At 69.8% G+C, this 23,119-nt stretch carries 19 protein-coding genes; 11 read left to right on the top strand and 8 right to left on the bottom strand.

Features of this window, described 5'->3' with window-relative positions; all coding sequences use genetic code 11:
• The first annotated feature begins 194 nt into the window (after positions 1–194).
• The 4 genes from NNI01S_RS01375 (at position 195) to NNI01S_RS01360 (ending at position 4,003) form a co-directional block, all read left to right on the top strand.
• Entirely contained in the window at positions 195–1,409 is a 1,215-nt protein-coding gene (locus tag NNI01S_RS01375) for an AI-2E family transporter (protein WP_063917286.1), read from the top strand.
• Positions 1,369–2,562 (top strand): MacS family sensor histidine kinase, encoded by a 1,194-nt coding sequence (gene macS / locus NNI01S_RS01370; RefSeq protein ID WP_063016619.1) that lies wholly within the window; start codon positions 1,369–1,371, stop codon positions 2,560–2,562. Before NNI01S_RS01375 ends, macS begins: the two co-directional genes overlap by 41 nt.
• A gap of 19 nt (positions 2,563–2,581) precedes the next feature.
• Positions 2,582–3,247 carry a response regulator gene (locus tag NNI01S_RS01365; protein WP_063016618.1) on the top strand — a complete coding sequence of 222 codons (666 nt, stop codon included), beginning with the start codon at positions 2,582–2,584 and terminating at the stop codon, positions 3,245–3,247.
• 120 nt (positions 3,248–3,367) lie between these two features.
• Positions 3,368–4,003, top strand: a complete 636-nt coding sequence (locus NNI01S_RS01360; protein ID WP_157114551.1) for a DUF1707 SHOCT-like domain-containing protein — start codon at positions 3,368–3,370, stop codon at positions 4,001–4,003.
• A gap of 9 nt (positions 4,004–4,012) precedes the next feature.
• On the opposite strand, the gene NNI01S_RS01355 is transcribed toward NNI01S_RS01360, so the two are convergent.
• A complete protein-coding gene (locus NNI01S_RS01355; protein ID WP_063016614.1) occupies positions 4,013–5,119 on the bottom strand; it encodes an alkene reductase in 1,107 nt (368 codons plus the stop codon).
• 66 nt (positions 5,120–5,185) lie between these two features.
• Between NNI01S_RS01355 and NNI01S_RS01350 the strand changes: the two genes are divergently transcribed.
• The gene (locus NNI01S_RS01350) at positions 5,186–5,554 is read left to right on the top strand and encodes a MerR family transcriptional regulator (protein WP_063016612.1); all 369 of its coding nucleotides are present in this window, start codon (positions 5,186–5,188) and stop codon (positions 5,552–5,554) included.
• On the opposite strand, the gene NNI01S_RS01345 is transcribed toward NNI01S_RS01350, so the two are convergent.
• Complete coding sequence (locus tag NNI01S_RS01345) at positions 5,551–6,741, bottom strand: helix-turn-helix domain-containing protein (RefSeq protein WP_063016610.1); 1,191 nt, start codon at positions 6,739–6,741, stop codon at positions 5,551–5,553. The genes NNI01S_RS01350 and NNI01S_RS01345 overlap by 4 nt on opposite strands.
• A 357-nt stretch (positions 6,742–7,098) precedes the next feature.
• Here NNI01S_RS01345 and NNI01S_RS01340 point away from each other — a divergent pair, with 357 nt between their 5' ends.
• Complete coding sequence (locus NNI01S_RS01340) at positions 7,099–7,566, top strand: hypothetical protein (protein ID WP_245675932.1); 468 nt, start codon at positions 7,099–7,101, stop codon at positions 7,564–7,566.
• Between the two features lie 74 nt (positions 7,567–7,640).
• On the opposite strand, the gene NNI01S_RS01335 is transcribed toward NNI01S_RS01340, so the two are convergent.
• Positions 7,641–7,832: a hypothetical protein gene (locus NNI01S_RS01335; RefSeq protein ID WP_063016606.1), complete on the bottom strand. Its 192-nt coding sequence runs from the start codon at positions 7,830–7,832 to the stop codon at positions 7,641–7,643.
• Between the two features lie 756 nt (positions 7,833–8,588).
• Here NNI01S_RS01335 and NNI01S_RS01330 point away from each other — a divergent pair.
• Positions 8,589–10,229: a DUF2339 domain-containing protein gene (locus NNI01S_RS01330; protein ID WP_245675940.1), complete on the top strand. Its 1,641-nt coding sequence runs from the start codon at positions 8,589–8,591 to the stop codon at positions 10,227–10,229.
• A gap of 220 nt (positions 10,230–10,449) precedes the next feature.
• Here NNI01S_RS01330 and NNI01S_RS01325 read toward each other — a convergent pair whose 3' ends face one another.
• From NNI01S_RS01325 to NNI01S_RS01310, 4 genes are read right to left on the bottom strand one after another with little or no spacing between them, the layout of a single operon-like run.
• Positions 10,450–13,473: an MMPL family transporter gene (locus tag NNI01S_RS01325; protein ID WP_063016604.1), complete on the bottom strand. Its 3,024-nt coding sequence runs from the start codon at positions 13,471–13,473 to the stop codon at positions 10,450–10,452.
• Positions 13,473–14,201 (bottom strand): NYN domain-containing protein, encoded by a 729-nt coding sequence (locus tag NNI01S_RS01320; protein ID WP_084488352.1) that lies wholly within the window; start codon positions 14,199–14,201, stop codon positions 13,473–13,475. Before NNI01S_RS01320 ends, NNI01S_RS01325 begins: the two co-directional genes overlap by 1 nt.
• The gene (gene trmB, locus NNI01S_RS01315; RefSeq protein ID WP_157114538.1) at positions 14,198–15,010 is read right to left on the bottom strand and encodes a tRNA (guanosine(46)-N7)-methyltransferase TrmB; all 813 of its coding nucleotides are present in this window, start codon (positions 15,008–15,010) and stop codon (positions 14,198–14,200) included. The genes NNI01S_RS01320 and trmB overlap by 4 nt, the downstream gene beginning before the upstream one ends.
• 59 nt (positions 15,011–15,069) lie before the next feature.
• A complete protein-coding gene (locus NNI01S_RS01310) occupies positions 15,070–16,416 on the bottom strand; it encodes a lipase family protein (protein ID WP_063016602.1) in 1,347 nt (448 codons plus the stop codon).
• 150 nt (positions 16,417–16,566) lie between these two features.
• Here NNI01S_RS01310 and NNI01S_RS01305 point away from each other — a divergent pair, with 150 nt between their 5' ends.
• The 4 genes from NNI01S_RS01305 to NNI01S_RS01290 all read left to right on the top strand — a co-directional run bounded on the left by NNI01S_RS01305 (position 16,567) and on the right by NNI01S_RS01290 (position 22,169).
• Positions 16,567–17,349: an SDR family oxidoreductase gene (locus tag NNI01S_RS01305; protein WP_063016600.1), complete on the top strand. Its 783-nt coding sequence runs from the start codon at positions 16,567–16,569 to the stop codon at positions 17,347–17,349.
• 67 nt (positions 17,350–17,416) lie between these two features.
• Complete coding sequence (locus NNI01S_RS01300; RefSeq protein ID WP_063016598.1) at positions 17,417–18,550, top strand: GTPase Era family protein; 1,134 nt, start codon at positions 17,417–17,419, stop codon at positions 18,548–18,550.
• Positions 18,537–20,120 (top strand): hypothetical protein, encoded by a 1,584-nt coding sequence (locus tag NNI01S_RS01295; protein ID WP_063016596.1) that lies wholly within the window; start codon positions 18,537–18,539, stop codon positions 20,118–20,120. Before NNI01S_RS01300 ends, NNI01S_RS01295 begins: the two co-directional genes overlap by 14 nt.
• A 216-nt stretch (positions 20,121–20,336) precedes the next feature.
• Positions 20,337–22,169 (top strand): phosphoenolpyruvate carboxykinase (GTP), encoded by a 1,833-nt coding sequence (locus NNI01S_RS01290; protein WP_063016593.1) that lies wholly within the window; start codon positions 20,337–20,339, stop codon positions 22,167–22,169.
• A gap of 112 nt (positions 22,170–22,281) precedes the next feature.
• Here NNI01S_RS01290 and NNI01S_RS01285 read toward each other — a convergent pair whose 3' ends face one another.
• Complete coding sequence (locus NNI01S_RS01285) at positions 22,282–23,034, bottom strand: HD domain-containing protein (RefSeq protein WP_063016591.1); 753 nt, start codon at positions 23,032–23,034, stop codon at positions 22,282–22,284.
• Between the last annotated feature and the right edge of the window lie 85 nt (positions 23,035–23,119).

Raw genomic sequence — 23,119 nt, 5'->3', positions numbered from 1 at the left:
CGCTTCCAAGGGCGCTGACACGGGGTCCAATCTAGCGTTCCGATCATGTCGGCATGTCCGCGGCGCTGGTCGCCGTTCGCGCCGCCGCTGCCGGCGGACAGGGTCCGGCCGGGCCGGTTAGGCTCACCGAGGTGACCGACGCGAAGTCAAGTCCAGAGCGGAAAATCACCCTGTCCCGGCCCGCCGCGGAGACGGTGCACCCGATCGTCCGGGTGTCGGCGGAATGGGGCTGGCGGCTGCTGGTGCTGTTCGCGCTGGCGCTCGCGGTCACGGCGATCGTGCAGAAATTGGCGACCGTGGTCATCCCGCTCGCCATCGGCCTGCTGGCGGCAGCGCTGCTCGCACCGCTGGTGGACTGGATGCAGCGCTTGGGCGTGCCGCGGGCGGTGGGGGTGTTCGTCGCGCTGGTCGGCTCGATCGGCGTGGTCGCGGGCATCATGACCTTCGTCGTGGAGCAGTTCGTCGCCGGTGTTCCGCAGCTGTCGAACAAGTTCACCGACAGCATCCATCAGATCCAGGACTGGCTGATCAACGGCAGGCTGCATCTGAGCAACGAGCAGATCCGCAACGTGGGCGACGCCGTGGTCAAGGCGATCCAGTCCAATCAGGACAGCCTGACCAGCGGGGCGCTCACCACCGCGACCGTGATCGGCGAATTGCTGACCGGCACCTTCCTGACCCTGTTCATCCTGATCTTCTTCCTGTACGGCGGCGACCAGATCTGGGAGTTCGTCACCAGGATCGTGCCCACCGACCATCGCGAGCGGGTCCGCACCGCTGGGCGGCTCGGGTTCGGCACGCTGGTCGGATTCGTGCGCGCGACCGTCGTGGTCGCCGCGGTCGACGCCATCGGCATCGGCGCCGGGCTGGCCATTCTCGGGGTGCCCTTGGCGCTGCCGCTGGCCTCACTGGTGTTCATCGGCGCGTTCATCCCGATCATCGGCGCGTTCCTGGCCGGATTCATCGCGGTGTTCATCGCGCTGGTCACGAAGGGGCTGGTCACCGCGTTGATCGTGCTCGGCATCATCATCGCGGTGATGCAGCTGGAGGGGCATGTGCTGCAACCGCTGCTGCTCGGGCGCGCGGTCAGCATCCATCCGCTGGCCGTGGTGCTGGCGATCACCTCGGGCGTGGTGATCGGCGGGATCGCGGGCGGTCTGCTGGCCGTGCCGCTCGTCGCGGTGCTGAACACGGCGATCCGGTCGCTGCTCGACGGCCCGGAGGAGTTGTACGAGGAGTTGCAGACCGGCGACGATCATCGCGGGCTGTACACGGCCGAACCCGATCGACCCGATCCCGGCCGGTTCGACCTGGCCGCGACGCTGACGGAGGCGGCCCGGAAGCGGGCGGAGCAGAAGGCGGGATCCGATGACGACGCGCAACCAGGCGAAAGCAGCGCGCGGGACTGAGTTGCGCTCGGCCGACGTGGCGACCACTCCGCTGTGGCGGGCCGCGCAGGCGCTGCGGCTGGTCACACTGCTGTACGCGGTCGGCCAGCAGATCGCGTCGGTGCCGTATTACACGAACCAGCGGTTGAGCTGGGTGCTCGTCGCGCTGATGGCGGTGTGGTCGGGCGCTTCGGCGATCATGTTGTCGCAGTGGCACTTTCCGGAGGTGGCCCGACTGCGCACCTGGGTGGTGATCGGCGATCACGTGGTGGTGATCGGGCTGATGGCCGCCACCCGCCTGGTCGCCGATTACGGCTGGTACCACGGGCATCAGACGCTGCCGACCACGCTGTGGGCCACCAACGCGGTGATCGGGGCGGCGATTCTGCGCGGACCGTTCGCCGGCGTGCTGTCCGGAGCTGTGATCGCCGCCGTATCGCTGACCGTGCGCGATCAGTGGGGCGAGGACGTGTGGACGGACGCGACGGTGCCGGTGCTCGTCTCGGTGGGCCTCGCGCTCGGCCTGGCCGCCAACACCGCCCGCCGCGCCCAGGACCAGTTGGAGCAAGCCGTGCGCTTGACCGCGGCGGCCGAGGAGCGCGAGCGGCTGTCCCGCGAGGTGCACGACGGGGTGCTGCAAGTGCTCAGCTACATCAAGCGTCGCGGCAGCGAGATCGGCGGGCCCACCGAGGAATTGGCGCTGCGGGCCGGTGAGCAGGAGGTGGCGCTGCGCGTGCTGATCACCGAGCAGGCCGATCACCGGGACGCCGGCGGAGCCGAGGTCGACCTGCGACCGCTGCTGACCGCGCAATCCACCCCCACGGTGTCGGTGTCCACGCCGGGCGATCCGGTGCGGGTGGGCCGGTGGATGGCGAACGAGATCGCCTCGGCCGTGGCAACCGCGCTGTCCAATGTGGAACTGCACGCCGGGCCGGATGCCCGAGCGTATGTGCTGCTGGAGGACACCGGCGACGAACTGGTGATCAGTGTGCGCGACGATGGTGTCGGCATTCCGCCGGGCCGCCTGGCCGAGGCGGAAGCCGAAGGACGCATGGGAGTTTCCCGATCGATCGTCGGGCGGATCGCCGCCCTCGGCGGCAGCGCGGACCTGCTCACCGAGATCGACGGCGGTGTCGGATTCGGCACCGAATGGGAATTCCGGGTGCCCAGATGAGCGGGAACGGGAGGCGCGGATGACGGACCAGGCGGACGGGACCATCTCGGTGATGGTGGTGGACGACCACCCGATGTGGCGGGACGGCGTCTCCCGCGACCTCACGGAGGCGGGCTTCCGGGTGACGGCCACGGCCGACGGGGTCGCCGCGGCGGGCAGGCGCGCCGCGGCGGTGCGCCCGGACGTGGTGCTGATGGACATGCAGCTGCCCGACGGCAACGGCGCCCAGGCCACCGCCGAGGTGCTGCGGGTCTCTCCGCGGAGCCGGGTGCTGGTGCTCTCGGCCTCGGCCGAGCGCGACGACGTGCTCGACGCGATCAAGGCGGGGGCTTCGGGCTACCTGGTCAAGAGCGCGTCGGCGGCCGAACTGGTCGACGCCGTGCACGCCACCGCCGCCGGACAAGCGGTGTTCACACCCGGCCTGGCCGGACTCGTGCTCGGCGAGTACCGGCGGATGGCGACCGCGCCCGCGCAGCCCGACGAGCCGCACCGGCCCGCGCTCACCGAGCGCGAGACCGAGGTCCTGCGGATGGTGGCGAAAGGATTGTCCGCCAAGCAGATCGCGACACGGCTGGGACTGAGCCATCGCACCGTGGAGAACCATGTGCAGGCGACGCTGCGCAAGCTGCAGTTGGCCAACCGGGTCGAGTTGACCCGCTACGCCATCGAGCAGGGGCTCGAGTGATCCGGGCGGAGGCCTCCGAATCAGGGATCGCCCTGATGCGGCCGTGGCCGCCTGCTCGGTAACCTCGATCGCATGGGCGGGCCCGAATCGGTATCGAACGCGGTCGGCTCCGGCGGCGCGGTGGGCGATCGGGAACTGCGCGTGTCGGACGCCGAACGCGAACACGTCGGTCAACTGTTGCAGCGCGCGGTGGGCCTCGGCATGCTCTCGCTCGGCGAGTTCACCGAGCGGATGGACACCGCGCTGGCCGCCAAGACGCGCGGCGAACTGAATGCCGTCCTCATCGACCTGCCCGGCGTCCGTCTGGTCGGGCAGCCCGCCGCGCCGCCGTCGGCGTTCGTGAACAACTCGCCCGCTTACGCCAGGCAGGCCCCCGGCTCGAACGCCATGGGCAACGTGATCCGTTCGCGCCTGTCCGGGGTGAGCCGTCGCGGCGCGTGGCAGGTGCCGCCGACGCTGCACCTGAACAACTGGCTGTCCGGGGTCACCTTGGACTTCACCGGGGCGATCATGTCGACTCAGGTGGTGGAGCTGCGGGTCGACGACTTCTTCGGTTCCATCACCCTGATCGTGCCCGCGGAGGCCACCGTCGACCTGAACGGGCTGGAACTGATCGGTTCCAGCGTGAACAACAAGGTGCGCACCGGGCCGCCGCTGGGCCCGCTGCACCTGGTGGTGCACGGCAAGATCCGATTCGGCTCGGTCACCGCGAAACATCCGTTCATCGCGCAGTGGCGCCGGTTGATCGGCCGCTGAGCGGCCGGGTCAGGCGGTCGCTGTGGCCAGCGTCGGGTAGTCGGTGTAGCCCTCCGCGCCGCCCACATACATGAGGTGCGCGTCGCGGACCGGGTTCAGCGCCGCGCCTGCGCGCAACCGCTCGACCAGATCGGGGTTGGCCAGGAAGGAACGGCCCAGCGAGATCACGTCCGCGCCACCGGCGAGCAGGCGCTGCGCGGCATGCGTGCCGCCGTCCTCGGGCAGGGGAACGCCCCAGCCCAGATTCGGGTTGGCGATCAGGACGCCCGGCCACAGCGCCCGGATCTGCTGGAACAGCGGCTGTTGCGGGTCGGCGAAGACGTAGTGCAGGTAGGCGAGGCCCTTGTCCGCCAGCGCCGAGACGAGCGCGGGATAGATGTCCTCGGTGTCGCCCTCGTCGATGCCGTTGACGGAGACTCCGGGGGAGATCCGCACCCCGACGCGCTCGGCGCCGATCGCGTCGGCGACCGCCGCGACCACTTCCAGGGTGAATCGAATGCGGTTGGCCACGGGCCCGCCGTAGTCATCGGTGCGCCGATTGGTGTTCTGCGCCAGGAATTGGTGCAGCAGATAACCGTTCGCGCTGTGCACCTCCACCCCGGCGAATCCGGCCGCGATGGCGTTGCGGGCAGCGGAGACGAAATCGGCGATGGTGGATTCGATATCGGCGGTGGACATCTCCAGCGGCACAACGGCATCCTGTGCGCCGGTGGGCGTGTGGATGGGTTCGGACAGCGGAACCGGCGAGGGCGCGACCGGGGTCAGGCCGCTGTTGTCCGGATGGCCGACCCGGCCGCCGTGCTGCAGTTGCAGGAACATACGCCCGCCCGCCGCCGCGACAGCGTCGGTCACCGCACGCCATCCCGCGATGTGCGCGTCGGTGTAGATGCCGGGGATATTCGCGTAGGTCTGGCCCACCCGGTTGGGCGTGCTCGCCTCGGCGATGATCAGGCCCGCGCTCGCGCGCTGGGTGTAGTAGGTCGCCATGAGCGGGGACGGCGTGCCGTCGGCCGCGGCGCGATTGCGGGTCATCGGCGCCATCACGAGACGGTGCGGCAACACCAGGGAGCCGAGGGCCACGGGCTGGAAGAGGGCGGAATCCGCTGCGTTCGTCATGCTAGTACGGTAAAACTTGACACCAATGTGAGATTCAAGCCGGAATGGGGAAAGGGCAGGTGGCGGATGCGAATCGGGGAACTCGCCGAGCGCACCGGCGTGAGCGAACGGTCGCTGCGGTACTACGAGCAGCAGGGCATGCTGGCTTCCGATCGCACGCCCGGCGGTCATCGAGACTATCCGGAGCGGGCGGTGGACCGGGTCATCCACATTCAGGAGTTGCTCGCGGCGGGACTCACCAGCAAGAAGATCGCACGCATCCTGCCCTGCATGCGCGACGCGGACGGCGGTCCCAACGAGTACGCTACCCCGGCGCTGGTCGCCGAGCTGGAAACCGAGCGGGAGCGGATCACCCGGACCATCAATGATCTGATGCGCTCGCGCGAGGTACTGGACGAGGTGATCGAACGAGCCGACGAACGGTCGTCGGCCTAGGTGTTGACCCCGATCCTGCGGGCGAACGCGCGCAGCGGCACCTTCCGATCGTGGTCGAGCAGTTCGGACACGATATGGCGGGGCAGCGTCTGGTACTTCAGCCAGTCCGCGCCGCCCACCCGCTCCGCGGTGAGCAACGCGTCCAGCGCGCGCTGATGCCGGCCGGTGCGGGTCAGCGCGACCGCCGTATCGGCGAGGTGCCGGGCCCGGGACGCCTGCGGGAGACTGCCGTTGGCGGGCATGTCCGCGGCGGCGGCCAACGCCTCCGGATAGCGCTCGGAGGAGACGTTGACATCGACCGTCTGCATGACGACCTGCGAAGGGCCGAAATACGTCTCGTAGTCCTGCCGATCCGAGCCGATCCGCAGGGCGACCTCGCTCGCGGTCTGCACCAGGGACAATGCGTCGTGCACGTCCTGCGCCCGCCCCGCCGCGGTCGCGCCCTGCAACACCAGTGAGCCGTACGCGGACAGGTGCATCGGCGTGACATCGCCGGAAGGCTCGAGGGACGCGGCCGCGTTCAGCGCGACGCCGCGCGACTCGTCGTAACGGCCCTGTACCAGCAACTGCCAGGCCACCGAGCCCCGAATGGTGCCGAGCAGCAGGGGATCGTTGCCCAGCTCGGCGGCGGCGAGCGCCTGCCGGATCGCCAGGAACGCCGGATCGGTCTGTCCGAGATGCACCAGCGTGCATCCGGTCACCCAGTACATCCGGGCCAGCAACTCGTTGGCGGGCGCGACCGAACCATTGCGCGCGGCGTGCACGGTGGCACGGAGCTGGGTCAACCCGGGCGGCAGGATCGAGGTCAGCAGTTCGTAGCGACCGGACCAGTAGGCGCCCCAGGCGTATTCGACCGCGCGACGGCCGTCGTCGAGACCGACCGCCGCCTCCTCCTTGGTTTCACCCAGCAGGTCGTCGACCGGCGTCAGGGCGCGGCGAATGGCCACGATGCCCGCGTCCGGATTGGCGGACGGCACGCCCTGGCGCTTGCCGATCAGGTCGGCGATGTCCACATCCAGGGCACGCGCGATCTTCTGCAAGCTGGCGATGGAGGCGGTCTGCCGGCCGCCCTGCTCGAGTTTGCGCACCAGATCCACGCTGACCCCCGCCTGATCGGCGAGCTGGCGCTGTGTCAGCGCCTTCCCGCGGAACTGGCGGATCCGAACTCCGATCGACGAGTCGTCCATACCCAAGTCCTTTTGTTAAATCTGGGTTTCAGAGTACGACGCTATGTTATCCGCGACTACCGGAGTGGGACATTGCGTACGACTCGTTCGCTGCTGGTTGGAATACCGTTGCCTTTCTGCAACTTTGACTGCAAAGGGCGGCGGCGATGAAAACCATGCCGAATACCACCGTGCAGGCCGGGCGCGCCGATCGCGCGTGGCGGCCTGGTGCACGGACCACGCGACCGGCGCGCCACCACGCGATTCGATCGGTACGCCAGGTCAGCGCTCGGACCGCGAACACCGCCATACGGATGCGCGACCGGCGCGAGTTGCTATCCCGAACGTCCGCCGTTATGACCGAATTCGGCTCTCATGATGCGGAGTAGAGCGATGTTCGAGGGCTGTCACACACCCCATGAAGTCGCACATCTGCTGCGGCATACCTACGGGCTGCCGGTCCAGCTTCTCGCCGGACGCCCGATCATCACCACCGGCTCCATCATCGGGGCGATCGTCATGCCGCCGGAACTGGGCCGGAAAGTCCTGACCCCGTTGAACCGCCAGCACACCGCGCCCGTGATCGCCGACCCGGGTGAACGCTCCTGGACCTTTCTCGTCACGCCCCCGAGCCCGGCTCGGCCGGTGGAGGTCCCGGTCCGGCGCTGTCTCGCCGGTCATGGGGTCACCGTGGTCCCCGGCGGTCGCATCGTCCTGCTTCCCAGCTCCGATTCGTCGCTCGGCTGGCACTGGGCGGGCGAACCAGCGCCGGGTGTCCTGCGCATGCCGCCGCGCGGCACGGTGATCGACGCCGTGCACGAGGTGGTCGGCCTGCGCGCGCACTGACCACCCGGCGCGACCGGTTCGCATCCGACTGCCCGGGTGCGGGCCGGTTGGTCAGCCGGGTAGAACCCGTCCGTCTACCGGGGGTAACTACTCATGTCCGCGCGCGGCGCGGAATCCAGCATGAAGTCATGACGACCTCCATCGATCCGGCGTTGCTCGCGCGGCTCTCCGGCGAGTTCACCACCTTGGGGACGCAGCTGGGCGTGCTCGGACGGGACCTGCGGTTGCTGCGCGAGCAGGTCGTCGCGGATACCACCGGCGTCCAAGGGGAGGCGCCGAGTCGCGCGCCAGGGGGAGGGACCGAGCCGGTACCCGGTAGGCCGGGCGCGTCCGGGACCGATGCGGCTCGCGGGTGGGCCTCGAGTGCGCCCGGGGCGGTATCCGGCGAGCAGGGAGTGCCCGGGAGCGACGCTCGCGGGTGGGCATCCGGTGCAGCAGGTGCGGCCGGGGCAGGTGCAGTACACGAGTCGGCGCCGGGCGCGCACGGTATGCCCGGGACTGACGTAGCTCGCGGGTGGGCTTCGGGCGCACCGGGTGCGCCTGACGCCGGGGCAGAGGGGTCGGTGTCCGACGCGCAGGGGGTGCCCGGGAGCGACGCAGCTCGCGAGCCGGCGTCCGGTGAGAGGAGCGGTTCGACTTCGCGACCCTCGGCATCAGGCGGATTCGACGACCAGGCATTCGGTCTGGGCGGGAAAGCGGAATCCGGTGCTCCTGGCGGTCCCGTCGCGATGCCGCCCGGTGCGTCCGCGAGTGGCCGTTCCGGTGCGAGCGAGTCGTCCGGCGCGGCCCAGGGAAGCGGTGTGCACGCGGGATCGGGGCGTGCGCCGGTGGGCGCCGTACCACCGGTGATGCCGCCTTGGCCAGGTCATCCACCGACCACCGGTATGCCGGTTCCGCAGCCTGCGTACGCCCCGCATTTCGCCCCGCCACCCGGCGGCGGGTGGGGTGGCGCTGCGTGGCCGCCGAACGCGCAGGGGCCGATGCCGCCTCGTCCACCCGTCCCACCGCGCGCGAGGCCGGCGGTGCCGCACACGCCGTGGTGGCAGCGGGACGGGGTGATCAGCCGGATCCTCGCTCTGGCCGGTGTCGCCGTGACCCTGATCGGCGTCGCGATGCTGCTGGTGCTGGCCGCGCAGGCAGGGTTCTTCGGTCCGGTGCCGAGAGTGGTCGCCGGGGCCGTGTTCTCGGCCGCGCTTCTGGGTGCGGGTGTGCGCGTCTTCCAGCGCACCGGCGGACGGGTCGGCGGTATCGCGCTGGCCGCCACCGGTATCGCGGCCGCCTACCTCGACGTGGTCGCGGTGACTGCCGTCTACCACTGGCTGCATCCGGTGTTCGGGCTCGCCGTCGCCTTCGGTGTTGCCGCCGCGGGCGTCGGGCTGGCGATGCATTGGCGCTCTCAGCCTTTGGCGGTGCTGGTGGTGCTCGCCGCGGCGGCGCTGTCGCCGGTGCTGACCACGCGGCCGGTGCTCCTCGCGTTCTTGATCGTGTTGCAGTCGGCCTGCGTGCCGGTGCAATTGACCCGGAACTGGCCGTATCTGCACGTGGCGCGGACCTTGCCTGCCGTACTGGCGACGCTCGCGTTCGTCGCTGGGGCGGTGTTCGGTACGCCCGCCGCCGCGGAGCGCGCCTGGGTACTCGTGGCCGCGGCGGCGGTCGCGCTGGTCGGGGTCGCCGGGACGATCGTCGTCGTCCGGCACCGGGCCGCCGATGTCACCGCCTCGCTGACGATGGCGGCGGCACTCGTGCCGATCCTGGTCGCTCCGGGCATGTACGAGCAACGAGTTGTCATGGTGTCGGCGGCGTCGATCGCCGCTGCGGTGCTCTTGCTCGTCGCTGCGGTGACTTTGATACCGAAACTGAGTGCGCGCCTGCGGGTTCCGGGACATACCGCGCTCGTGGCCGCCCTCGCGGGCTCGATCGCACTGCTCGAGGTGTGCGTCGGCACGACCGAGTCGCGGACGCTGCCTACGGCTCTGCTCCTGGTGGCGTCGGCCTTCCTCGGCGTGGCGGGTCAGCGGAGGTCGCGTCCGGCGGCGGGCCTCGGCACGGCGTTCGCGGTGCTGGGCGGCTTCGCGTTGCTGAACGTCGCCGGCCCCGAAATCCTTGCCTCGCAACAGCGCTCGGAGGCGGGGCTCGGCGTGGCGACCGTCCTCGGCGCGGTACTGGCCCTCGGTGTGGTCGCGGCGGCGTTGTGGTGCGCACGACGGTTGCCGGGCGCGAACGGGGGCAGTGCGTGGCCGTGGATCACAGCGAGCGTCGCGGGACTCTACGCGGTGACCGCGACGACGGTCTCCATCGGCGTCGCGACCGGCGCGCCGAACGGGTTCCTCCTCGGCCACAGCGCCGCGACCATCCTCTGGATGGCTGCCGCGACCGGCGCGCTCCTGTTCGGGCTGCGGAACCTCGCCGACGCACCCGCGGTCGCCAAATTCGCTTTGGGCTCGGGGCTACTGGTCACCGCGGCCGCACTCGCCAAGCTGTTCCTCTTCGACCTGGCCACCCTCGACGGCTTGGTCCGCGTCGCCGCCTTCCTGATCGTCGGAATCCTGCTGCTCTTGGCCGGAACCCGCTATGCCCGCGCCTTCGCCGATGCGGGAACCGGCGGCCGACCCGATGGCCACGGCAACATCCGTCGGGGAGCGGCTGAGCAAGATCCACACTGACGGCTCGGCCGGACGGATCGGACGGGTGTGCCTCGTTCGCTCGGGCCTTGTTCGGGTGGCACTACCCAGCGCGCCGAGTCTCTTCCGCGCCCGGCCGATTACCGGCGCGGATAGCCGGGCGACCCGATCGTCCACACCGGAAGCACCACTGTGGAAAGCCGCTGCGCATTCGTCGACCCGACGAGGCTCGGCGGCTGCTCCGTATCTCAGCGACGACGGCTCATTTGCGTTCGCGTCGGCGCAGCAGTTCGTTCACGCTCACCGTGCGGCCGTCGCCGCCGTGGTGCCTGCCTTCCTCGGGAGTCCTGCCGATGTGGCGGCGAGAGGAGCGCAGTTCGGCCATCCAGCTCTCGATGCTGCTGCGATTGGTGGTGTCCGGGCCGTTGTACGGCTCCGCGGGCGCCTCGGGCTCGGGTGCGCGATGCGCGGGACCGTCGGAAGCGGCCGGAGCCTCGGGCGGCAGGTGCCGCGGCGGAAGGGGAGCTTCGCGCTGCTGCCGGGCGAGGTCGAGGGTCGGATCCTGCGCGCCGCCCGGCAGCGGATGGGCTTCCGGCCCCTGCGTCGGGCGCGGGACAGGCGGCGTGATCGAGGAGACCGTGGGCCGCGGGCTGCGCTCGGGAAGGATCACCGACGGCACACCGGCGTGCGTCGCGCTCGCGTCCTGCGGCAGGCCCGCGGGCCGCGGCGCCGCGAGGCTCTGCGGGTTCGCGGGCGGCGACGGCGGGCGCGGCTCCGCCTGGTCGGGCGCGCGGTGGGGAACGTTCGGCGCCTGGGAGATCCGGCGCGGGCGAATCGGCTCACCCTGCGGAGGCGTGGGGATGCGCGGCGGTTCGGGGCGCTGCCTGCTCGGATCGAGCGGCGGCGGCGCGGGCGTCGCCTGCGTCGCCGGGGACGGCGGCACCCGGTCCAGCCGCCTGGTCGGCGCTTCGGCCTCGATCTCGGCGACCGTGCGCGGCTTGCGCCTGCGCGGCATCTTGTTGGCGTCGGCGACCGCAGGGATCTGCATCGTCACCGGGTCGGTGATCGGTGTGGTCTTCACCAGATCGACGACGTCGCCACCACCGACTCGCTCGTCGTCCAGGATGGGCTCGCCGAGCCCGACCTTCTCCTGCACCTTCTTCATCCAGCCAGGAGCCCACCAGCAGTCGTCGCCGAGGAGCTTCATGGTGGCCGGGACGAGCAGCATCCGCAGCACGGTCGCGTCGATGAACAGCGCGGCGATCATGCCGTAGGCGATGTACTGCATCATCACCAGGTCGGAGAAGGCGAACGCACCGGTGACGACGAGCAGGATCAGCGCCGCCGCGGTGATGATCCGCCCGGTCTGCGCGGTGCCGATCCGCACCGCTTCGGTGGTGCTCGCGCCCTGGGCGCGCGCCTCGACCATGCGCGACATCAAGAAGACTTCGTAGTCGGTCGAAAGGCCGTAGATGATTGCGATGATCAGCACCAGGACCGGCGACATGATCGGCTGCGGAGTGAAATTCAACAGCCCGGCGCCGTGGCCATCGATGAAGATCCAGGTGAGGATGCCGAGTGTGGACCCGAGACCGAGGGCGCTCATCAGCGCGGCCTTGATCGGCAGCACCAGCGAGCCGAAGGTCAGGAACATCAGCAGCGTCGTCACGAACAGGACGAGCGCGATCATCAGCGGCATCCGGCTCAGCAGCGCCTCGATGCTGTCCTTCTGGATCGTCGGCTGACCGCCCACGAGCATGGTGACGCCGTCGGGCAACTCCAGCGAGCGCAGGTACTCGATGGTCGGATCGGCGTCCTCCGAATTGGTCAACGTGACGGAGGTGTTGTAAATGGTCTTGTCGTTGGGAGCCGTGCTCGGCGGATAGGCGAATTCGCCGGCCAGCCCGGGCGCTTTGCTCGCCTCCTTCACGACCTTGCCCACCTGGGGAGCGAGGCTGGGATCGTCGACGACGAAAACCAATTCGATCGGATCCGATTTGCGCAGCGGGAAGATCGTGTCGAACTCTTTCTGCGCCAGCCGGGTCGGATTGTCCGGCGGCAGATACCGCTCGTTGATGCCGCCGAAACTGAGGTTCTTGACCGGGATGATCAGCAGCAGCAAGACGATGCACAGCGGGATCGCGATCTTGAGCGGATGTTTCATCACCCAGCGGGTGGACTGACCCCAGAAGCCGCCCTCCACCTCGTCGGCGGTCTTCGTCTTGCGGAACCGCTTGAGGCCGAGCATATCGACGCGCTTACCGAGCACCGCCAGCATGGCGGGCAAGACGGTGATCGAGGTCAGTGCCGCCAGCGAGACCGTGGCGATGGCGCCGTAGGCGACCGATTTCAGGAAGCCCTGGGGGAAAAGCAGCATGCCGCCGAGGCTGGCGACGATCATCGTCGCGGAGAACACCACGGTCCGGCCCGCCGTCATCACCGACCTGCGGACCGCCACTCTGGTGTCGTACCCCTCGGCGAGTTCTTCGCGGAATCGGCTCACGATGAACAGGCCGTAGTCGATGGCCAAGCCGAGGCCGATCATCGAGACGACCGGCGAGACGAACGAGTTCACCTCGGTGAATTCGGTGATGGAGCGGACGATCCCCCACGCGCCGACCACGGTGAGGCCACCGACGATCAGCGGCAGTCCGGCGGCGACGATACCGCCGAAGATGAAGAAGAGCAGGACGGCCACCGCCGGAATGGCGAGGATCTCCATGCGCTTCTGGTCGTCGGCCATCGTGTCGTTCAGCGTGCCCGCCACCGCCTGCAGACCCGTCACCTGCACATCCACGCCCGGGATGGAGAAGACGTTCTTCACCTTGCGGTAGTTGCGCACCATCTCGGTGTCGTTGTCGCCCTTGATGGCGATGGACGCGAAGGCGTACTTCTTGTCCTTGGAGCCGAAAATGGAAGCTTGGGTAGGGATATTCGCGTCGTTGCGCCAGTAGATACCGTTGATCTTGGTGATCTCGTCCGGATGCTCGCGGGGCAGAGCGGCGAGATTCTCGACGATCTTGCCGCTGAACTCCGGATCATCGATCGTCTTGCCCGCGGGCGCCGTGTACAAGACGATGACGTCGGAGTCGTGATTCCGGGCGAAGGCCCCGTCTTTGATCCGCGCCGCGCGCGCCGACTCCGAGGTCGGGTCATCCCACCCGCTGGAGCTGAGGTGGTCCTCCAACCCGAGGCCGTAGCCACCGAGAGCCAGAAGACCGGCCACGACCACGCCGATGACGGCGAAACGCAGCCGGTATACCAGATCGCCCCAGCGTGTGAACACTAAGCGACTCCTTGGGCGGGGCGAGAGGTGAGCAGTGCCGACAGCGGCCGGAACGGCTGCAGCCAGGCACCCTCGTCGGGCAACGAGTCGAGGCTCACCCGGGGCAGGGGTTCACGGAACACGCCCGGAATGTCCTCGAGGTCGATGAATTCGAGAGTATCGGATGTGACGGCCCAACTCGCGTGCTCGCGGAAGCCGAGCACCTGAACCGGCACTCCTTTGGCGGCGAGTTCCTCGAGCGGTTCGCGGAACGCCTGCCCGTCGGCCGACGCGACCATGATGCCCGCCAGGCCGGCGCCGCGACTGCGCAGCGCGATGTGCGCGAGCATGTCGGCGTCGACGTCGGAGTCCTCATCGATCTTGGGCTTGGCGAAGACCGCGTAGCCGACATTGCGCAGCGCCTCCACCCAGGGCCGCACGACATCGGCGGTGCCCGGCGCGATGTTGGTGAAGACAGTGGCCTCGGGTTCCACGCGATGCACCGCGCCCACCGACAACTCGGCGGTCCGGGCCAGCAGCCAGCGGCCGAGCGCGTCGAACCGCGGGCGGTAGGCGGCGGTCGGACGACCGCCGAGGATGGCGCCGAGGCCCATGTCGAGGTTCGGGGCGTCCCACACCAACAGGACGCGGCGCACGTCCGGTCCCGCGCTGCCCAGACCTTCCGCTCCGCTTCCGTGCACCTCCCCGGCAACATCGACCACTTCGTGGGCCATCTCACTGACGCTCATCGGTCGATCTTCCCCCATATGAGCTCGGTGATGGCGCTACCGGCGCGATGTGCCTTGCCTTCGAATTTCGTGACGGGACGCTCGAAACCGATCGGCGCGGTGGCGCGATGTTCCGCACTCACGCCGCCCGTGGTCTCATTCAGTCCCCTGAGCAGGGGTTCGGCCATGCCTACGGCGTGAATGTGCTCGGCGTAGCCCGCATGGTCGGTGGCGACGTGCAGCACGCCGCCCGGCTTCAGGCGACTGGCGATCAGCGCGACCGTCGCGGGCTGCAGCAGCCGCCGCTTGTGGTGGCGCGCCTTCGGCCACGGGTCGGGAAAGAACACGCGGACGCCAGTCAGCGACTCTTCGGCAATCATGTTCTCCAGCACGTCCACCGCGTCACCGCGCAGCAGCCGGATGTTCCCGATCCCCTCGCGCTCGATGCGTTGCACCAGCTGCGCGAGACCGGGCTGGTAGACCTCGATGCCGATCAGGTTCAGGTGCGGTTCGGCCTGCGCCATGGCGGCCGTCGCGGTGCCCGTGCCGCAGCCGATCTCGATCACCAGCGGCGCGTCCCGGCCGAACCAGGCGGCCGCGTCCAGCGGCTCGTCGGCGACCTCGCGGCCGATCGACGGCCACATCCGGTCCCAGGATTGCTGCTGGGTCGCGGTCAGCGCGCCCCTGCGCGACCGGAAGCTGGTGACTCGTGGGTACAGGCGGGAGCCGGTCTTGTGCCGGGGCCCGCCCTCGGCCGGAGCCGAAGCTGTGGACGGCGGGCCCGGAACTGACTCGGCAGTATGGTTCGCGGCGTCGTTCACGGCGTCCATTGTCCAGCATCCGGTGATCAGTGCGGCAAGCGGTTGTGCGCGCACCGCTGAGCAGGAGGTCAGGCGGCGCGCGCGGGCGCGATTCTGGACACGGTGGGACGCTGCTGGCGCAGTGGTCTGCCCAGCGCGACCTTGGCCGCCGTCACCGCCATCTCCATCAAGCCGCGCACGCCCGAGGGCGAGGCCGCGACCGACCAGACGGTGCTGTCGCCGACGTCGCTCACCGGTTGCCCGGCGAACCGGTCGGCCAGCCAGTCCAGGCTGATCGGCGTGGACAGCGGCAGCAGCGAGAAGTGCTCGCTGAGCCGGTCGCGCACGTAGGTCACGGCGGCGCCGCCGCGACGGTAGCGCGCCACCTGGCCGTCGATCCCCTCGATGTGGATGACCTGATCGTGGATGGGCTGCACCACCAGCAGCGGGCAGGCGGGCGTCGTGTTGCCCAGGCGCAGGTCATCGAACATCGCCCGCAGTTCAGGAGTGTCGAGCACCTCCGCGAGCGGGCGGTCGAGGAAATCGTCCACCTTCTTGCCCGCCAGCCCGAGGATCGCGCCGAACGGCGTCGCGTTCTCCGCGCGGACGACGAACCGGTGGCCGTCCGGGCTCAGTTGGTCGTCGATCAGCGAGCTCAACGCGGGATACAGCCTGCGCAGGGCGGCGATGACGATCGCGGGCAGGCCCGCGTACGGGGTGCCGTTGAGCCGGTCGAAGACCTGGCGCGGATCGCCGACCGGAGCGCCGAGCACCGCGCCGACGATGTCGAGTTCCGGGGCATAGGTCGGCGCCATCTCGACCGTCCAGGAGCTGGCCATACCGCCGCCGGAGTAACCCCACACCGCGACCCGGGTCTGCGGGCCGAGGCCGAGCGGGCCGAAGCGCAGGGCGGCGCGGATGCCGTCGAGCGCGCGGTAGCCGGGCTCGCGCGGCGCGCCGAAGTTCCCGTGCGGGCCCTCGTGGTCGGCGATGGTCACCGCCCAGCCGCGCCGCAGCGCGTTCGCGACCAGCAGCCATTCGAACTGGGTGACCGAGCCGAGCGCACGCGCGCCGTGACGCAGGGCATAGGACGGGGAGCACTTCTCGGTCACCGCGTCCATCGCGGTCTGGAAGGCCAGCAGCGGGCGATCCTCGTCGGGTTCCGCGTCGACCGGCAGCAGGACCGTGGTGATCGCCGCTTCCGGCGCACCGTGCAGATCGCAGCTGCGGTACAGTAGCTGCCAAGCCGAGACCTGTTGCGGCACAATCCCGAACAGCGCCACGTCGATCTTCCTGCTGCGCAGGAGGGTGCCGGGCGCTTTGGCCGCGAACCCCTTCGGCGGTCGATGGAACGGGTCCGTGCTGGGCAGCAAAGGCTTGCGGTCCGCGGGACAGGCGGCCTCCGGGTCGGCAGCGCCGATGACATTCGCGGTCATCGCAACCTCCTCATCGTCGAGGTCGGTTGCCGCATGCGAAAGGTGAAGCTGCGCACCGGTTATGGTGCCGACCACTTCAGCAGGGTAAGTGACCGGCGGGCGTCTGGGAACCCCGGAGTACACGGCATTCCCGGCACTAGACTCCCCGGCATGAGCAGACCGACAGTATTCATCACCGGCGCGGCGGCCGGCATCGGCCGTGCCACGGCCTTGCTTTTCGCTGCGCAGGGATACCAGGTCGGGGCTTACGACATCGACGAAGTCGGGCTGACCCGGCTTTCCGGTGATATCACAGCCAAGGGTGGCGCCGTTCACACCGGGGTGTTGGATGTGACGAACGCCACGCAGTGGGCGGAGCGTCTCGCGGAGTTCCACGCCGCGACGGGGCGGCTGGACATTCTGGTCAACAACGCGGGCATCCTGCGCGCCGGGCCGTTCGACGCGATCGAACTCGCCGCTCATCGTGCGATCGTCGAGGTCAACCTGGTCGGCGTGCTCGCCGGAACGCACAGCGCCTTCCGCTACCTGCGCGACACCCCGGGCGCCCAGGTGGTCAACCTCTGCTCGGCTTCGGCTATCTACGGCCAAGCCGAACTCGCGACCTACGGCGCCACGAAGGCGGCGGTGAAGAGTCTCACCGAGGCGCTGGACCTGGAATGGGAGCACTACGACATCCGGGTGCTCGCGATCTGGCCGTTGTTCGTGGCCACGGCCATGGTGGACGGGGTGACCACCGGGACGACGAAGTCGCTGGGTGTGCGACTGACCGCCGACGACGTCGCCGCCGGGATCTGGGAGGCCACCCACAAGCGCGCACGGCTGCCGAAGGTGCACTACGAGATCGGCGCGCAGGCGAAGGTGCTGGCGACGGTGGCGAAATACGCGCCGAACTGGGCGGTGCGGACCGCGAACAAATACTTCAGCGGCAGCTGAGCGGTTCGAGCCGGTCCGGCGAGCGGACTTCTGACAGAATTGCGCACCGTAAAAGGGGGTGGGAAGCATGCCGACAGCCACTGATTCCGACGGGCCGGTGCGGGAGCGCGGCGTTCCGACGTCTTCCCACTTGCAGCTCGACAAGCTGCTCGCCGAGCTGCGCTTCGGCACGGGCCGGGACTCGCAGATCGGGTACGCCGCGGCGGCCGCCGTCAGCGCTTGGCGCAAACCGCCGCGCATCCAGGTGACCGGGCGCGCGCACGCGGGGCGGACCACGGTCCTGCACGCGCTCGCGCTCATGTCGGCGGTGGAGACCGATCCGGTGGACCGGCCCGAAGCGCCCGATCCCGAACTCGACGCCGACATCGTCGTGTACGTGTTGTCGGCCGCGCCGACGCCCGCCGACCGCAGGGTGCTGGCCGCCCTGCCGCCGCAGCGCACGATCGCGGTGCTGAACAAGGCCGACGCGGTGGGCTCCCGCTGGGGCGATGCGGTGGCCGCGGCCCAGCAGTACGGCAGGGAACTGCGGATTCCGGTGGTTCCGGTGGTCGCGTCGCTGGCCGTGCGCACCAGGGCGGGCGCGCTGAGCGGCGCCGACGTCGAGCTGCTGCGCAAGCTCGCCACCGACGCCGACCCCGCGCTGATCCTCGCGCCCGACCTGTTCCTCGCCCCAGGACCGGACGCGGCCGAGCGCGAGCAGTTGCTGCGGCGCTGGGATCTCTACGGCGTCGCCTGCGCGTGCACGGCCCTGCGCCACGATCCGGACCTCGCCCCGCAGGCGTTGCTGCAGATCCTGCACGCCGCCAGCGGCATCGACGCGCTGCACCGGTTGCTGCACCGCCGCTACGAGCAGGTCTCCGCGTTGCGCGGCGGCGAATTGCTCGACGAGCTGGCCAGGCTGGCCGCTCGCGCGGTCCCGGAGGAGGGCGGCCGCGCGCGCGACCTCCTGGAGTCCTATCTCTACGGTGACGACGCCGTCTGGCTCGGCCTCTGCGCGGGTCTCGCCGGGCCCGATGTGGCCCACCTCGCCGCGGGGTACGCCGCCCCGGCGCCCGCCGACGCCGACGACGCGCTGGCCCGCGCGACCCGCTGGCGCGCGGTCGTCACCAGCGATATGCCGCCTGCCGCACGCCGCGCCGCGTTGCGCGTGCACAACGGATACGTCCGACTATGGGAACGGATGAGCAGTGCCGGTCTCTGAACCTCCGGAATCGGAGACGGCGAGTACGCCGTCCGAGTCGGGAGCGGGCGGGCCGACCGGCGACGGCCGGCCCGGACGTCCCGCGAACGAGCTGGCGCCGGAGCTCACGGCCGTGGTGGAGCGGTGGAATCCGCAGGGTATGGCGCTGCTGCGCGCGGTGCAGGGTCACGGCGGCGCGGGTGCGGTCGTGGTGATCGGTCCCGCCGACGTCAACACCACCTTGTTGCGCACCGAGCTCGCCCGGTTCGAACCGCGCGTCACGCTGTCCGAGCCGCTCGCCGACGCCGGCGCGGGGGTGGAGGCCACCACGGCCCCGCCCGCGGTGGCGTTGATCCTGCTCGACGCGGGCACCATCATCGGCGCGGACCTGCTGGGGATGATCGGCCGGTTGCGCGCGGACGGCACCCGCCTACTGCTCGCCATGAACGGCGTCCACGCCCACCAGGACTGGCGGGCGGTGCGGGAGCGCGACCTGGAGCTGCTCGCCGCGCAAGGGGCGGGCGAGCTGGACATCGTGCCGGTCTCGGCGCGGCTCGCGGCCGCTGCGCGCACCTCGGGGGACGCCGGGCTGCTCGATCGCTCCGGTGTCGGGGCGCTGCACGCGCGGCTCACCGCGGCGGCCGCCGCGGGCGGTGACCGGCCCGGAGCGGTCACCGCACGGGTCCTGGCCGACACCCGCCAGCGGGTGGCCGAGCAGGTGGCGACGCTGCGCTCCGGCGCCGAACCGGCGCGGCTGCGCGAGGAACGTGCCGTCCTGCTGGCGGGTCGCGACGGCGGCCGGGCCACCGCCATGTCCACGTTGCGCGGGCAGTTGCACTTGGCTCGAGTCGACCTGATGACCGAGGTCGGAGCGAGCATCCGGGCGCTGCACACCGCCGTGCGCGCCGAACTGGAGCGGCTGCGCCCCGCCGATCTGGCCGGCTATCCCGCCCGGCTGCAGCAGTCCGTCACCGAGCTGACCGGCGCGCTCGACCACGTCATCGATGAGCGCATCGCCGAACTGAGCGCCCGGATCGAGGGCGCGGATCGCGGTGCGCCGACGCGACGGCGTGATCCGGCCCCTCGGGTGGGCCCGGATCCCGAGCCACGCCATCGGGGTGTCGAAGATCACCTTATGATCGCGCTCGGCGCGTCGGCCGGTGTCGGTCTGGGTCGCTTGCTGGTTGCTCCGTTCTCCCTCCTACCGGCCCTCGATGTCGCGACCGTGCCGGTAACGCTGCTGCTCGGCGGTGGTGCGGCGGCATGGGTGGTTCGTGCCCGGCGCCAGCTGGCCGATCGAGCGCACATCCGGCAATGGATCGCCGACGCGCTGGTCAACGTAAAAGCGCAGCTCGAGCAACGTGTGGTGACCGCGCTCGTGGAAGCAGAGACCGTTTTGGCCGATCATGTGGTCCAGGCAAGCGCCGCGCGAATGGTCGAGATCGATCGCCGGGTGGCCCGGTTGGAGGCCGAATTGCGCCGGATCGCGGCCGAGCAGCCGGCACAGCTCGCCGCATGCGAGCGCGACGTCACGATCCTCGATCGGTGGATCTCCCCTGTTGAAACGAACGACCGATTGGGTACACAGTGAGGAACCCGATACCGTACCGGCCGTCACATCGCGTTAACCTCTATTCAGGAACTTGGGCGTCCGCTAAGTCCTGATCTGCCGCCCTCCTGGGTGCGCGTTCGACCGGTCGGAGCGGGCGCCTTCCCGCCAACGGTGGCGCTCGGTGCATTCGCGCTGGTCATGGGCCTAGGGCCAGGCGGCGAAGCAGCGATAGCCGCCCATCTCAGGAGAGTTTTCATGACGTCAGCGACCATTCCTGGTCTTCGTGGATCCGACGGCAAGGCGCCGACCGAGCACAGCGAACTACTCGCCTGGGTACAAGAAGTCGCCGAACTCACCCAGCCGGATCGAGTGGTGTGGGCCGACGGCTCCGACGAAGAGTGGGAGCGGCTGACCGAGCAGCTCGTGGCGGCGGGGACGTTCAAGCGCCTGGACGAGAAGAAGAAGCCGAACTCCTTCCTCGCCCTCTCCGATCCCTCCGACGTGGCCCGGGTGGAGTCCCGCACGTTCATCTGTTCCAAGACCGAGGCCGACGCGGGCCCGACCAACAACTGGGTCGACCCGGCCGAGATGCGCGCCACGATGACCGAGCTGTACCGCGGCTCGATGAAGGGCCGCACCATGTACGTGGTGCCGTTCTGCATGGGCCCGCTGGGCGCCGACGACCCGAAGCTCGGCGTGGAGATCACCGACTCGGAGTACGTCGTGGTGTCGATGCGCGTGATGACCCGCATGGGCGCCGCCGCCCTGGAGAAGCTGGGCGTCGACCGCCCGTTCGTGAAGGCGCTGCACTCCGTGGGCGCGCCGCTGGCCGAGGGCCAGGCCGACGTGCCGTGGCCGTGCAACGACACCAAGTACATCACCCACTTCCCCGAGGACCGGGAGATCTGGAGCTACGGCTCCGGCTACGGCGGCAACGCGCTGCTCGGCAAGAAGTGTTACTCGCTGCGGATCGCTTCGGCGATGGCCCACGACGAGGGCTGGCTGGCCGAGCACATGCTGATCCTCAAGCTGATCTCCCCGGAGAACAAGGCGTACTACATCGCCGCCGCGTTCCCGAGCGCCTGCGGCAAGACCAACCTCGCGATGATCCAGCCGACCGTGCCGGGCTGGCGCGCGGAGACCCTGGGCGACGACATCGCCTGGATGCGTTTCGGCAAGGACGGCCGCCTCTACGCGGTGAACCCCGAGTTCGGCTTCTTCGGCGTCGCGCCGGGCACCAACCGCAGCTCGAACCCGAACGCCATGGCCACCGTGGAGGCGGGCAACACCGTCTACACCAACGTCGCGCTGACCGACAACGGCGACGTGTGGTGGGAGGGCCTGGAGGGCGAGCCCGATCACCTGATCGACTGGAAGGGCAACGACTGGTACCTCCGGGAGACCGAGACGCTGGCCGCCCACCCGAACTCCCGCTACTGCACGCCGATGGCGCAGTGCCCGATCCTGGCGCCCGAGTGGGACGACCCGCAGGGCGTGCCGATCTCGGCGATCCTGTTCGGCGGTCGCCGCAAGACCACCGTCCCGCTGGTCACCGAGTCCTTCGACTGGCAGCACGGCGTGTTCATGGGCGCCACGCTGTCGTCCGAGCAGACCGCGGCCGCTGAGGGCAAGGTCGGCACCGTGCGCCGCGACCCGATGGCCATGCTGCCGTTCCTGGGCTATCACGTCGGTGACTACCTCGGCCACTGGATCAACGTCGGCAAGAACGCCGATGCGGCCAAGCTGCCGAAGATCTTCTACGTCAACTGGTTCCGTCGTGGCGAGGACGGCCGCTTCCTGTGGCCCGGCTTCGGCGAGAACTCCCGCGTGCTGGAGTGGATCGTCGGCCGCATCGAGGGTTCCGCGCAGGCCGAGGCGACCGCGATCGGCAACGTGCCCACCGCCGCGCAGCTCGACCTGGACGGGCTGGACGTCGAGCCCAAGGATGTCGACGAGGCGCTCGCCGTGAACGCCGAGGAGTGGCGCAAGGAGATCCCGCTCATCGAGGAGTGGTTCGAGTTCGTCGGAGACAAGCTGCCTTCCGGCGTGCGTGACGAGTTCGAGGCGCTCAAGCAGCGTCTGGGCTGACACTCCACCCAAAGTAGCATTCGCCCGCACCATCTGGCAGATGGTGCGGGCGTTTTGTTCTGCGCGACAAACGTTTTGCGCGCGATGCGGGGAATGTGCCCGAGCGGCGGCGCTATTCGTCGAACGGGGACAGGCGGATCATGGCGAGAAAGCCCGCGCGGTCGAGCCAATGGATTCGGCCCTCCGGCATCGCCTTCGCCTCCGCTCGGAAAGCCGCGATCACGTGCCGCTTGAATGCCTGCCTCGGGTGCCGCCGCAGCAGTTCGGCGACCCAATCCCGGTCCAGCTCCGCCAGCCGCGTCCCGAGCACGTCCACCGACGCTCCCGCGGAGACGAAGCCGCCGGGATCGCCGAGATCGTCGGCGACGCCGGGCGTGATGTGCGCGGCGATCGCCGCGCCGATCGCTTCCGCCCGCTGCGGCGGTGCGCCCGCGCCCAGTGCGATCGCTTCCGCTCGTTCGCCGCCGACAACCGCGAAACATCTTCCAGGCGTGGGGCGTTCGAGTTGCAGGTCGTGCAGCAGGCAAGAGACGTACACGAGTTCGTCGTCATAGGCGGCGCCGTCGAGGTCGGCCAGGACGCGTCCGAAGTAGTAGGTCCGCAACGAATGGTGCAACACGTGCGGCGACAACGACTCGCGTGCTTCGGTCTCCGCCGCGACGGCGAGCTTGGAATCCGGTAATCGCAGACCGGCGAACTCCAGTTTCCCGCGGCCGCGCCGGCCAAGGGCGATCCGGATCCGATCGGGCGCCATGGCGGGCAACGTACGCGCGGTCGCGACGGCCAATCTGCGGCGTTGCTCCCTCGACAACGCGCCCCCGGTGCGGGTGGCCCATGCCCAGTCGAAGCCCGTCGGTGCGGCCACGATGCCCTCCTTCTGGTCGGAACTAGGTGTGCACTTGGAGTCAAGTGTGCGACCGGATCCAGGACGAGTGGCGGAAATGACAGTT

Origin of the sequence: Nocardia niwae NBRC 108934 = DSM 45340, from assembly GCF_001613465.1 — a bacterium.
Taxonomy (GTDB): domain Bacteria; phylum Actinomycetota; class Actinomycetes; order Mycobacteriales; family Mycobacteriaceae; genus Nocardia; species Nocardia niwae.
This window is presented reverse-complemented; position numbering and strand designations above follow the sequence as displayed.